The sequence below is a fragment of the Leifsonia sp. NPDC058248 genome (genome assembly GCF_042881905.1).
Taxonomy (GTDB): Bacteria; Actinomycetota; Actinomycetes; order Actinomycetales; family Microbacteriaceae; genus Leifsonia.
Genome location: NZ_JBHVXB010000005.1, coordinates 63,796 through 76,487 on the forward strand (window position 1 = coordinate 63,796; position 12,692 = coordinate 76,487).

Consider the following 12,692-nt stretch of genomic DNA (forward strand, 5'->3'; position numbering starts at 1 on the left):
TATGCATAAGATGCAGTACTGTCCACTTCATACCCTTCAGAGAGGAGTCGCGATAATGAAGTCGCGCACTGCATTGGCCGCGGCCACGATCGTTGCCGCAACCACAGCACTGCTGGCCGGATGTTCGACCAGTTCCAACACCGCAGACACCAAAGGTCAGACCATCACGGTCTGGTCGTTGGAGAACCAGCCCGATCGGGTCAACACGACCAAGGCGATCATCACGAAGTTCACGAAAGCGACCGGCATCAAAGTGAAGCTGGTGGCCGTCGACGAGGGCCAGTTCCCCCAGTTGATCGCGTCATCCGCACTGTCGGGCTCGCTTCCGGACGTGATGGGCGCGATCTCGCTCTCCAGCGTCCGTCAGCTCAACGATCAGAAGCTGGTGAACACCGACGCCGCAGCCGCGATCGTCAAGAACCTCGACGAGAAGACGTTCGACTCGTCAGCCCTGAAGCTCGACCAGGACAATGGGGCGCAGCTCGCCGTGCCCGACTCCGCCTATGCTCAGATCCTCGTCTACCGCAAGGACCTGTTCGAGAAGGCGGGGCTCAAGGCGCCGACGACCTACGACGACGTCCAGAAGGCCGCCCAGACCCTGACCAGCAAGGGGTCGTACGGCATCACACTCGCCACCGACCCGGCCGATGTGTTCACGTCGCAGACCTTCGAGAGTCTCGCGTTGGGGAACGACTGCCAGCTCGTGGACAAGAGCGGCAAGGTCACACTCGACTCGTCGAACTGCGACAAGACGTGGAACCTCTACGGTGATCTCGCCCAGAAGTACTCGCCGAAGGGCACGCAGACCGTCGACACCACCCGGGCCAGCTACTTCGCCGGCCAGGCCGCGATGGTCGACTGGTCGACGTACATCCTCGACGAGCTCGGCGGCCTGCGGAACGACGCGCTCCCCACGTGCCCGCAATGCCAGAGCGACCCGACCTTCCTCGCCAAGAACAGCGGGATCGTGACCAGCATCACCGGTCCGGATGGCGGCTCTGGCGGCACGTACGGTGAGATCTCGTCGTGGGTCGTCAGCAAGAAGGCCAAGGCAGCGGCATCGGAGAAGTTCGTCGAGTACATGCTGTCGACGGGTTACCTCGACTGGCTGGGAATGGCTCCGGAAGGCAAGGTGCCGGTGCGAACCGGCGACGCGAGCGACCCGCAGAAGTTCACCAACGGCTGGAAGAGCCTCAATGCGGGTGTCGACACCAAGAAGCCCCTCAGTGAGATCTACGACGCCGCGACGATGACGGCCCTCGAGAACGTGCCGAAGAACATCGACCGCTGGGCCATCCCGCAGGGTCAGGGCGCACTCCTCGGCCCGGTCAACACCCAGCTGGTCATCCCCAAGGTGATCGGCGAACTCGGCAGCGGCTCCATCGACGCCTCCGAGGCGGCCAAGCAGGCCACCGACCAGGTCACCCAGGTCCAGGCAAAGAGTAAATGACAGTCTCCACTCGTCCTACTCCGGTGAAGGCGGCCCCCTCAGGGGGCCGCCCCACCCGCTCCCTCACCGCCCGGCGTGACAACCGGGCGGGGCTCACGCTGGTTCTGCCGGTGACGATCATCGTCGTCGTCGTGATCGTCATCCCGGTCATCTGGAACGTGATCCTCGCTTTCCAGACCACCGACTTCACCACTATCGCCGAGAACGGCATCTTCAACCCGCTCACGCTCGACAACTTCGTGAACGTGCTGAGCGATCCGGGATTCTGGAGCTCGCTCTGGACCACGGTCGTGTACTCGGTCTTCTCGACCGCGGGGTCGATCGCCCTCGGTCTGGTGGCCGCCCTGGCGTTCCGCAAGCCGTTCCGCGGGCGCGGACTCTTCCGTTCCTTCATGCTCCTGCCCTATGTAGCTCCGGTCGTCGCCGTCGCATTCGTCTGGCAGATCATGCTCAACCCGCAGTTCGGCATCGTGAACGCGTTCGGGACGAAGTTCCTCGGCTGGTCCGAGCCTGTCGACTTCCTCGGCCGGGCGCCCTTCGCGCTGATGACCGTGATCGCGTTCGAGATCTGGCGCTATTTCCCCTTCGCCTTCCTCTTCATCACGGCCCGCATCGTCGCGCTGCCCAGGGACATCGAAGAAGCGGCCACCGTCGACGGTGCGACGCCCTGGCAGAACTTCCGGTTCATCGTCTTCCCGCAACTCCTTCCGGTGATCGCACTGCTGTCGGTGCTGCGGCTCATCATGACCTTCAACAAGTTCGACGACGTCTTCCTGCTCACCGGAGGCGGCGCCGGCACAGAGGTGGCGGCGGTGCGTGTCTACGACACCCTCCTCGGCAGCTTCGACATCGGCGGGGCGGCAGCGAACGCGCTCATCCTGTCGGCGTTCATGGCTGTCGCACTGTTCATCTACATCAAATTCTTCGCCAGCCGAGGATCGGAGGAGGACTGATGAGTCGCATCGTCGTACAGAAGCGTGTCTTCGGCACGCTCCGCTGGGTCGTCATCGTGGTCCTCGTCCTGGCCACGCTCTTCCCCTTCTACTACATGGTCGAGCTCAGCTTCGTCCCCATCGAACAGCTGCTGCTGCATCCGGATCGCCTGTGGGTGCCGTTGCAGGACCTCACTCTGACGACTTATCAGAACGTTCTGAAGTCCGTCGACGAGGGCGGGCAGGGCTTCGCCCACTTCATGACGAACTCCGCCATCGTGGCGATAGCTACGGCCGTCGTGACGCTGCTGGTCGCGATCCCCGGCTCCTACGCGCTGTCACGGCTGAACTTCTTCGGCAAGCGTCAGGTCAGCTCGCTGTTCCTCGCCGTCTACCTGTTCCCGAGCATCATCATCGCGATCCCGCTCTTCGTCGGCTTCTCGGCGATCGGCATCCGGGAGTCGCTGTTCGGTCTCGTGATCGTCTACATCGCCCAGACGATCCCGGTCTCGATCGTGATGCTGCGCACCTACGTGCGCACGATCCCGGTCAGCATCGAAGAGGCCGCGATGGTCGACGGGGCGACGCGGTTCCGCATCCTGCGAAGCGTCATCGTCCCGCTTTCCCTGCCGACGATCCTGTCGACGGGCCTGTATGTGTTCATGATCGCGTGGAACGAATTCCTGTTCGCACTGCTGTTCCTCACCGCGAACCGCGATCTGTGGACCGTGTCGCTCGGGCTGTCGCAGCTCTCGAACGGTATCGAGGTGTCGAAGACGGTGCTCATGGCAGGCTCCGTGCTCCTGACCATCCCGATCATCGTCCTGTACGGCATCGCAGAGCGGTCGCTCACCGAGGGGCTCACGAGCGGAGCGGACAAGGGCTGAGAGTGGACGACCTTACGATGGGAGCCGTCAGTACTCCCGGCATTGAAAGGCGGCACATGAGCTCTGGACCAGGCGATGTGCTCCAGTTGATCAGGCGCGGCGAAGCGACGACGAGGCGGGACATCCAGGATGTGACGGGGCTGAGCCGCATGACGGTCGCCCAGCGGGTCGACTCGCTGCTCGACGCCCAGCTCATCCGGGAGGCCGGCGACGGTCACGCCACCGGCGGTCGTCGCCCGCATCGGCTCGAGTTCAACGTGCAGAACTCCGTGCTGGTGGTGGCGACGGTCGACACGACGCACACACGCACGGCCCTCACCCGCCTCGACGGAGCCATCCTGGCCGACGAGAGGCTGGAGGTCGCGGTGCTGGACGGACCGAAAGCACTGCTGACCACCCTGGCCGAGTCCTTCCTCCGCCTGCTCGACAAGTCGGGCACCGCACGCGAGTCGCTCGCCGGGATCGGCATCTCCATCCCCGGCCCGGTCGACCCGCACACGGGCCGGCCCAGCCAGCCGCCGATCATGCCCGGCTGGGATGCGTACCCGATCATCGAGCACCTTCAAGAATCGTTCGACGTCCCGGTCTTCGTCGAGAACGACGCCGATGCGATGGCGCTCGGCGAGCAGTCCGTGAACTATCCGGAGAGCCGCTCGCTCTGCCTCGTCAAGGTCTCTACGGGCATCGGCACCGGAATGGTCATCAACGGTGCCGTCTATCACGGGATCGACGGTGGCGCCGGCGACATCGGGCACATCCGGCTGGCCGGCGAGACAGCTTTGTGCCAGTGCGGCTCGTCCGGATGCCTTGCGGCGGTCGCGAGCGGACGTGCCGTCGCGCATGCCCTCGACGCCCAGTCGGGAAGCGACGTCAAACGGATGATCGCCGAAGGTGACATCGACGCGCTCCGTCTCACGCACGAAGCGGGCGGCCGCCTCGGCGAGGTCATGGCTACGGTGGTGTCGATGGTCAACCCGGGCGTGCTGGTGGTCGCGGGAGACCTCGCGTCCAGTGCGCTCATCGGCGGCATCCGCGAGTCCCTGTACCCGCGGTCGCTGGCCCGCGCCACCCGCAATCTCGACGTTCGGCTGAGCACGCTGGGCGCAGACGCCGGTCTGATCGGCATGGCGAGGATCGCCGTCGACAACCTGTTTTCGGCGGAGGCGGTGAACGCGGTGATCGCGGGGCAGCAGCAGCTCTCCCGGACCCTCGCGCCCGCCGGGCAGATCTCGTGACGGAAGCCGGACCGCCCTTCTTCGTCGGATTCGGAGAGCAGACATTCTTCGAGTACCGCCCGGATGCGGAGCCGCGGCCGTACATCGGCGCACTGTATTCATCCGATGGCATCCGGGTCACGCGAGACATCGCGACGGCTCCGGCAGATTCCGACGACCACCTCCACCACAAAGGTGTCTGGTGGGGCCACCGCGACGTGAACGGCGCCGACGTCTGGACCGAGTTCGTCGGCCACGGACGCATCGTCTCGATCGCGCCCGCCGAGCTGACCGTGCACGGCGACGTAGCGCAGATCGTCCACAGCACCCGGTGGGTGGACGCTGACGGCACACCGTTGCTCGATGACATGCGCGTGCTCCGGGCATCCGCCCCTCGACGTGACGGGTCGCAGACGCTCGACATCGAGAGCACGATGCACGCGGCATACGGACCCGTCGTTCTGGGCGACACCAAGGAGGCGGCCCTGGTCGCCGTGCGTGTCGCTCCTGCGATCGAGGAGCGCCGCGGTGGGCGCATCGAGCTGTCGTCGGGGGCGGTCGGCTCGGCGGACTCCTGGGGCGCCGGCTCGGACTGGTGCGACTACTCGGGCACGATCGACGGCGTCACTGTCGGTGCTGCGATCTTCGATCACCCGGACAATCCGCTTGCCGCCCGCTGGCATGTGCGCGACTACGGACTGATGGCGGTGAACCCGTTCGGGCTCTCCGACTTCACCGGCGACAGTACCGCGCGGGGGGCGCTGCCCCTGGAGCCGGGCTCGCCGCTCGTCTTTCGCTACCGCGTGCTCGTGCACCACGGCGACGCCCACGCAGCCGACGTCGCCGGTCACCACTCGCGTTACCTCGACGAACTGTGGCGCTGACCGGTCATGCGCTTCGCCATGTGCAATGAGTTGTTCGACGACCGATCGCTCGTCGATGGCTTTCGCGCCATCGCGTCGGCGGGCTATGAGGCTGTCGAGCTCGCCCCCTTCACTCTCGGCCGCCCGGTCGAAGACGTGCGCGCAGCCGAGCGCGCAAAGATCCGGCGGACCGCGGCATCCCTCGGGCTGGATTTCACCGGTCTGCACTGGTTGCTCGCCAAAACCGAGGGGATGCACATCGCCGCGATCGACCCCGAGGCACGGCAGAGAACGCTCGACCGCCTCAAAGCTCTGACCGACCTCTGCACAGATCTCGGAGGCCACGTGCTCGTGTTCGGCTCGCCCCAGCAGCGGTCGACTCCAGCGGGCATGACAGCTCCGGATGGTCGGGCGCGGTCGATCGACCTGTTCCGGTCGTGGGCAGTGCATGCCGAGCAAACCGGTACCACCATCTGTCTCGAAGCCCTGCCAGCCGACGAGACCGACTTCATGAACACGACTGACGAGGTGATCGAGATCGTACGAGCTGTCGATTCGTCTGCGGTGCAGCTAGTCCTCGACGTCAAGAGCATGAGCGCCGAGGACAGCCCGATCCCTGACCAGATCGCCCGTGCCGCGCCTTGGCTGGCGTACGTGCAGGCGAACGACGCCGATCGTGGCGGCCCCGGCTTCGGCAAGACGGACTTCGTACCCATCTTCCGCGCGCTCGCGGACGTGGGCTACGACGGAGACGTCTCGGTCGAGGCGTTCGAGGTCGCCACCGACGTCGACGACCTCGCGCGGAGGAGCTTCGAGTATCTCAGTCGATGCGCCATCGACCTCGCCTGAGAGCAGAACACCCACACGAAGGAGTGACACCCGTGCAAGCACACCGTCTCGTCTCGCCGCGGATCGGCGAGATGGAACTCGAGCGATTCGACCTTCCCGATGAGCCGCCGCCCGGGAGCATCCTGGTGAGAGCCGGCGTGACGATGGTCAGCGCAGGAACCGAGGTGGCCAATTATCTGGGCCTCACGACGGAGCGGCCGCCGGAGCGCACCGATCCGTACTATCCGGGCTACTCCTTCGCCGGTGAGGTGATCGCGGTCGGTGACGGCGTCGAACGTTTCGCGCCCGGCGACCGTGTAACCGGTCCGCTTCCTCACGCGTCGATGGCGGTCGAGGGACGTCCCGAGCGACTCGCCCGCATCACACACATTCCCGAGGGCGTGAGCGACCGAGCTGCGGCGTTCAGCCAGTTGGCGTGCATCGCGCTGAACGGAGTGCGCAAAGCCGAAATCCAACTCGGTGAGAGGGTCGCGGTCGTCGGCGCCGGCCTCGTGGGGCTCCTGGCCTCCCGGCTCGCGCGCTTGAGCGGTGGACATCCTGTCGTTTCTTTCGACCTGGTCGCCGAGCGCCGGAAGAAGGCGCTGGCGTTCGGTGCGAGCGCCGCGTTCGATCCGTCCGCCGACATCACGGACGCGGAGGTGGCCGCGATAGCGCCGGACGGTTTCGACGTCGTCATCGAGGCGACCGGTGCGGCCCCGGCGTTCGTCCCCGCACTCAAGCTCGCCGCCCGCGGCGGTCGCGTCGTCCTCCTCGGTAGCACCCGCGGAATCGTCCAGGGGTTCAGCCCGTACGAAGACGCCCATCTCAAGGGCCTCACTCTCATCGGCGCTCACGTCTCGACGGCGCCCACCGTCGCCACGGCCCTCGACAAATGGACCGAGCCGGCGAATCGCCGCGTGCTGCTGTCGCTCATGCAGGAGGGCATCCTCGACGTCGAGGAGCTCATCTCGCACGTGGTGGCCCCGAGTGACGCGGGAGCAGCGTTCGCCGGCCTGGCACAGGAGCCTGAGAAGTACTTCGCCGTCGAGATCGACTGGAGTTCACTGTGATGACGCTCGCAGAGGCGAACACTCTGTTTCCAGGTGGGACGAGCGTGTCTCGTCTTCAGGTCTATCCCTGGACGGCGCCGGACGGCCTGGCCGGCGGAACACCGCACCTGCACACCGCCTGCAGCGAGGCGTATGTCGTACTGGAGGGTCGCGGCCGCGTGCAGACCCTCAGTGCCGACGGCTTCGAGGAGACCCTGCTCACGCCCTCTTCGGTCATCTGGTTCGACCCGGGTGTCATCCACCGGCTCGTCAACGATGGCGGCCTGCGCCTGCTCGTGGTGATGCAGAACAGCGGCCTGCCGGAGGCGGGTGACGCGGTCATGACTTTCCCAGCCGACGTCCTCGACGACCGCGATCGGTACCGCGCGGCTGCAACTTTGCCCTCGGCACGCGGCGTCGCGACCGATGCGATCGAGAGCGCCGTTCGAGAGCGCCAGGCCCGAGCAGTCGATGGTTTCACCGCGTTGTGCGCGGCGGTCGAGTCACGCGGCCCGGCCGCGCTCGAACCCGTGTACGCCGCGGCACGTGCCATCGTCGCTCCGCGCATCGATGATTGGCGCGGGATCTGGGCGGCCGGCGCCTTCAACGCTGCCCATCGGACCGACTCGTTCCTCGCCGCGATGGGGGCGGGCCGTCCGGACCACCTGAGCGCAGCACGGCTCGAGACTCGCTCGTCTCCGGATGGTCACGCCCACGGGATGTGCGGCTACCTCGACGTTTACGACCTCGCGCCCGCCGTGTAGCCGCCTTCCGTGTCTGGAAGCTCTGCCGAAAACCAGCAGGTCGGGAGTAGACCAGACTGATCGACATCGACGCTCAGAATAGACAGGCGGGTATGTCGAAATAGACAAAGAAGTCTAGTGTCGAAACATGAGCAAAACTCAATACCACGTCCAGACGCTCGCGGAGACCTTCAATCCGAAACTCAACGCGCTGAACGCCGTCCGCCTTCTTCTCGCCATCAGCGTCATCGTGTGGCATTCGTTCCCGCTGACGGGGCAGCCACGGCCGGCGCCCGCGGTCACGCAACTGCTCGGCGAGGGCGGAGTGGACGGGTTCTTCGCGATCTCCGGATTCCTGATCGTATCGTCATGGATGCGACGACCGCAGTGGTGGGCGTACCTCAAGGCGCGAGCCCTCCGCATCCTGCCGGCGTTCTGGGTTTGCCTGATCGTCACGGCGGTTGTCATCGCACCGCTCGGTGTCCTGCTCTCACACCAGGCATTCCCGCACACGTACGTTGCCGACGCTGCGAGCTACGTTGTGAAGAACGCCGGGCTGCGGATCACCGAGGTCGGCATCGCCGGCACGCCCACGAACGTGCCATACCCCGGCGTGTGGAATGGGTCACTGTGGACCCTCTGGTGGGAGTTCCTCTGCTACCTGGGGGTGCTGGCACTCGGCCTGACGAGGCTGATCAGATTGCGCCTCACGATGCCAGCGATCTTCGTTGCATGCCTGATGGGGGTGGTGCTCGCGGACATGGGCGCGGTCAACAACTTCTACCTGGTGAACGGCGCCCGATTCGGTCTGATGTTCGCCGCCGGTGCGCTCATCTACCAATTCCAGCATCTGGTGCCCGCACGCTGGTCCGTCGTTGCTTCGGCGGCGGGCCTCACCGCAGCCGCCTCGCTTCTGCCTGACTATCGCGTCATAGCTGCGCTCCCGCTGGCCTATCTCGTGATCACGATCGGCGCCCGCGTCAAGGTACGCCGTCTGCGGCTTAGCAATGACGTCTCCTATGGCACGTACATCTACGCGTTCCCGTTGCAGCAGCTGCTGGCCTCGGCCGGCCTCTACGTGATCGGTGTCCCTCTTTTCGCCATCGCGGCGACAGCGATCACGCTGGCGGTTGCGTCACTGAGCTGGTACGCGATCGAGAAGCCGGCCATGCGATTGAGGAGGTCGCGTGCTCGAACGTCGGAGGCGGCACGCGCGGTCCTCGACCGGGTATGAGTGGATACAAAGGGTCGAGACCCTCGCTCGGGTGCGCATCGTCAGTGAACTGAGCACGATTACCCGGCCGCCGCGAGCTTCGAGGAGATTTCACCCTGGATGGCGAGCCGCCGGCTCGGTGAGGCAAACGCTCACTCGGATTGCGCGTTCGTGCCGCTGCGTGGAATCGGGTGGTAGCTTCGCGACTGTTACGAAGAGCCCAGCCGGCCGCCGATCGCGGTGGATCCGGCACACGTCGCCAGAGGACTGCTCGAGGCGGGGTATTCGTAGATGGGATTCACAATGTTGTCGACTCTCCGTCCTGCCCTCGTGTCGTCGGTCGCCGCTCTTGCCGTGGCGGGCCTCGTCGTGGTCGCCGCGCCGACCTCGGCGGTCGCCACGGCCAAGACGCTCATCGTCGCGGTCAACGGCAACGACCACGCGGCCGGGACCGTCTCCGCACCGCTCGCCACCCTGCAAGAAGCCGTCAAACGCCTTCCGGCGGGCGGCACCGTGGACATCCGTGGTGGGCGTTATTACCAGAAGCTCGATCTGACCGGAGTGACCGGAGTAACCGTCGAGGCGTATCCACACGAACACGTCATCCTCGACGGCTCACGGTTCAAACCGGCGGATGGTCGATCCGCGATGGTGAACATCAGCAACAGCTCCCAGGTGACGCTCACGGGTCTGGACATCACCGACTATCGATCGAAGGAACTGAACGCGATGCCGATCGGCATCTATGTGCATGGCGCGGGCGATCACCTGCTCATCAGCGGCAACCATGTGCATGATCTCGGCAACGACAACCAGACGCTCGGCAGCTTCGACATCAACGCTCACGGGATCGCCGCATACGGCGACAACGCCGCACATTCCATCACCGACCTGACGATCAGCGGCAACACGGTCGACCACCTCAGTCTGGGCGCCAGCGAGAGTGTCGTCGTGAACGGGAACGTCGACGGATGGTCGATCTCGAACAACGACATCCATGACAACAACAACATCGGTATCGACGCGATCGGCTACGAACCGACCCTCTCCGGTGCGAACCGGTACACCGATCTCAATCGTGCGAGGAACGGGGTGATCTCAGGCAACCGGGTGAGTTACATCCGGTCGCAGGGCAACCCCGCGTACTGGGAGGACGGCACGTGGTGCAATTGCGCCGACGGCATCTATGTCGATGGGGGCACGCACATCGCCGTTCGGAACAATGTGGTGACGGGCAACGACATCGGAGTCGAGGTCGCGGCCGAGAACGCGCCTGGTTCGGCCGACTTTGTCGAGGTGCGATCGAACACGATCACCAACAGCCTGTACGTCGGGATCGCCACCGGCGGCTACTGCGACGGCGCGAGCGACTGCGGCGACGTTGTGACCGGCCGGTCCCATGACAACAGGTTCATCGGCAACACCCTGCGCAACAACAACAAGCTGAACTACGACTCGCCGGAGATCCTCGTTCAGTTCTATGCGTACGACAACGTCTTCCAGAGCAACACCATCACTGCCACCAACGACGCCGGTGCGCTTCTCGGGACCGTGGACCGAGCCGACGCCGACAAGGTCAGTGGCCACAATCGCAGCGACTACAACACCTTCGCCGTGAGCGGAACGACGAAGGTCGCATTCGGTTGGCTCGGCCAGACCTACTCCAGCTTCAAGGCCTACCAGAAGGCGACGGGCCAGGATCTGCACAGCACGTTGAGCGGAGCGAAGCCGGGGAGCTGACACGAGAGGTGCGTCACACCACCTCATCCACGCCGAGCGCCGTGAGGCGGTTCGGGTCGGCGAGCACCTCGAGTCCCACGATCCGGTCACCGACGATGTCGAATGCCATGATCGACACGACGTGCTCGTGCATCAGGGCGGCGACACCGGGTCGGCCATCGATGAGGATCGGTGTCGAATGGGCGGCGAGGCGCCCAGACAGCACGGCCTGATCGGCGATGGATCGCGCACCCTCCACGACCTGCGTCGAGGTGCCGTAGTCGGCGTGGAGAACGGCGCCGTCGTCGAGCAGCGCGAGCAGAGCGCCGATATCGCCCTCGCGGGCAGCGGCCAGCCATGCCTCGACGATGCGCCGTCCCCGCTCGCGGTCCGGGCGTGCGGGCTCCTCGGCCCCGCGCACCCGCCGACGTGCGCGTGAGGCCAGCTGCCGCGCGGCATCCGGGGACCGATCGAGCACGGTCGCGATCTCCTCGAACGGCTGACCGAAGACGTCGTGCAGCACGAACGCGATCCGTTCCGCGGGGCTGAGGGTCTCCATCAGGACCAGCAGGGCCACGCTCACCTGATCGCTTTGGGCGGCGAGTTCGGCCGGGTCTGCCGCGGTCGAGACGGGCTCGTCCCGCCACGGCTCGACCTGCCAGGAGTGCTCGCGCGTCCGGCGAGGGGAGCGCAGCAGGTCGAGACACACGCGCGACACGACCGTGGTGAGCCAGGCCTCCAGGTTGTCGATGCCGTCGGCATCGGAACGCTCAAGGCGCAGCCAGGTCTCCTGCACCGCGTCGTCGGCGTCGGCCGTGGAGCCGAGCAGGCGTGCAGCGATGGCGCGGAGCCGCGGTCGCTCGGTCTCGAAGCGCCGGGCAAGAATTCTCGGGTCGGTCACGTCACATCTCCTCGGTCTCGATCGTCGGTGTGTCGACGAGGGAACACCTTCGGATGTGACATGAAAGGACGACGACCATGAACTCACCTTTGCTCGTGACCGGGGGAACCGGGACCATCGGCAGCCGCGTGGTGCCCATCCTGCGCGAAGCGGGACGGGACGTGCGGATCCTCTCCCGCCATCCTGGCGTGAACGAGCCCGGTGTCCAGCATGTCGGAGGCGACACGGTCACCGGTCGCGGCCTCGCCGATGCGCTCGATGGTGTGGACGTCGTGCTGCACCTCGCCGGGGGCGCGAAGGGCGACGACATCGCCGCCCGGAACCTCGCTGCGGCCGCGGCGGCTGCGGGCGTGCGGCACCTCCTCCTCATCTCGGTGATCGGGGCCGACCGGATGCCCATCGGTTACTTTCGTCGGAAGGCCGAGGCCGAGCGGACGTTCGCCGAATCGGGTGTTCCGTGGACCGTGCTGCGCGCCGCACAGCTGCACGGCTTCGTGCTCCCGGTCGTTCGAGGCATGGCGAAGCTCCCGCTGCTTCCGGTGCCCGGCGGCCTGCGGTTCGAGCCGGTCCACGTCGACGAGGTCGCCGCGCGGCTCGCGGAACTCGCCCTCGGTGCTCCGGCAGGCCGGGTCGCCGACATCGCCGGACCGGAGGTGTTGAGCATCCGGGAGCTGGCCGACACCTATGTGGAGGCGATCGGTCGGCGGTGCCGGCGCGGCCTGCCGATCCGTATCCCCGATGGTGTCGGTCGTGCTTACCGTGCCGGGGACAATCTGGCGGGAGAGCACGAGCAGCGCGGCGAACGCACGTGGCGCGAGTTCGTGAACGACGGAGCGACCCTGAGCCGCCGCCCGGAGGGGCACGTCTCGGAGCCTCGCACGTGACCGCTGCCC

General features: G+C 66.1%; 12 protein-coding genes. 11 read left to right on the forward strand and 1 reads right to left on the reverse strand.

Translation table 11 applies throughout. From position 1 onward, the window contains the following. The first annotated feature begins 55 nt into the window (after nt 1-55). The 10 genes from ACFVV5_RS09600 to ACFVV5_RS09645 all read left to right on the forward strand — a co-directional run bounded on the left by ACFVV5_RS09600 (nt 56) and on the right by ACFVV5_RS09645 (nt 10,919). A complete protein-coding gene (locus tag ACFVV5_RS09600; protein WP_387242533.1) occupies nt 56-1,450 on the forward strand; it encodes an ABC transporter substrate-binding protein in 1,395 nt (464 codons plus the stop codon). Further along, nucleotides 1,447-2,403 carry a carbohydrate ABC transporter permease gene (locus tag ACFVV5_RS09605; RefSeq protein WP_387242536.1) on the forward strand — a complete coding sequence of 319 codons (957 nt, stop codon included), beginning with the start codon at nt 1,447-1,449 and terminating at the stop codon, nt 2,401-2,403. Before ACFVV5_RS09600 ends, ACFVV5_RS09605 begins: the two co-directional genes overlap by 4 nt. Then, nucleotides 2,403-3,269 (forward strand): carbohydrate ABC transporter permease, encoded by an 867-nt coding sequence (locus ACFVV5_RS09610; protein WP_387242539.1) that lies wholly within the window; start codon nt 2,403-2,405, stop codon nt 3,267-3,269. The genes ACFVV5_RS09605 and ACFVV5_RS09610 overlap by 1 nt, the downstream gene beginning before the upstream one ends. Nucleotides 3,270-3,325: 56 nt before the next feature. Then, on the forward strand, nt 3,326-4,504 hold the full coding sequence (locus ACFVV5_RS09615; protein ID WP_387242542.1) for an ROK family protein: 1,179 nt from the start codon (nt 3,326-3,328) through the stop codon (nt 4,502-4,504). Continuing rightward, entirely contained in the window at nt 4,501-5,367 is an 867-nt protein-coding gene (locus ACFVV5_RS09620) for a PmoA family protein (RefSeq protein WP_387242545.1), read from the forward strand. The genes ACFVV5_RS09615 and ACFVV5_RS09620 overlap by 4 nt, the downstream gene beginning before the upstream one ends. 18 nt (nt 5,368-5,385) lie before the next feature. Further along, entirely contained in the window at nt 5,386-6,195 is an 810-nt protein-coding gene (locus tag ACFVV5_RS09625; RefSeq protein WP_387242548.1) for a sugar phosphate isomerase/epimerase family protein, read from the forward strand. A 32-nt stretch (nt 6,196-6,227) separates the two neighbouring features. Beyond that, nucleotides 6,228-7,244 (forward strand): zinc-binding dehydrogenase, encoded by a 1,017-nt coding sequence (locus ACFVV5_RS09630; protein WP_387242551.1) that lies wholly within the window; start codon nt 6,228-6,230, stop codon nt 7,242-7,244. A 44-nt stretch (nt 7,245-7,288) separates the two neighbouring features. Then, entirely contained in the window at nt 7,289-7,987 is a 699-nt protein-coding gene (locus tag ACFVV5_RS09635; RefSeq protein WP_387242554.1) for a cupin domain-containing protein, read from the forward strand. A gap of 127 nt (nt 7,988-8,114) precedes the next feature. After that, nucleotides 8,115-9,200, forward strand: coding sequence for an acyltransferase family protein (locus tag ACFVV5_RS09640; protein WP_387242557.1), 1,086 nt, complete (start codon nt 8,115-8,117; stop codon nt 9,198-9,200). Nucleotides 9,201-9,482: 282 nt separating this feature from the next. Then, on the forward strand, nt 9,483-10,919 hold the full coding sequence (locus tag ACFVV5_RS09645) for a hypothetical protein (RefSeq protein ID WP_387242560.1): 1,437 nt from the start codon (nt 9,483-9,485) through the stop codon (nt 10,917-10,919). Nucleotides 10,920-10,932: 13 nt separating this feature from the next. Here ACFVV5_RS09645 and ACFVV5_RS09650 read toward each other — a convergent pair whose 3' ends face one another. After that, the gene (locus tag ACFVV5_RS09650; protein ID WP_387242563.1) at nt 10,933-11,799 is read right to left on the reverse strand and encodes a sigma-70 family RNA polymerase sigma factor; all 867 of its coding nucleotides are present in this window, start codon (nt 11,797-11,799) and stop codon (nt 10,933-10,935) included. 77 nt (nt 11,800-11,876) lie between these two features. Between ACFVV5_RS09650 and ACFVV5_RS09655 the strand changes: the two genes are divergently transcribed. Further along, the gene (locus ACFVV5_RS09655) at nt 11,877-12,683 is read left to right on the forward strand and encodes an SDR family oxidoreductase (protein ID WP_387242566.1); all 807 of its coding nucleotides are present in this window, start codon (nt 11,877-11,879) and stop codon (nt 12,681-12,683) included. Nucleotides 12,684-12,692: the final 9 nt, after the last annotated feature.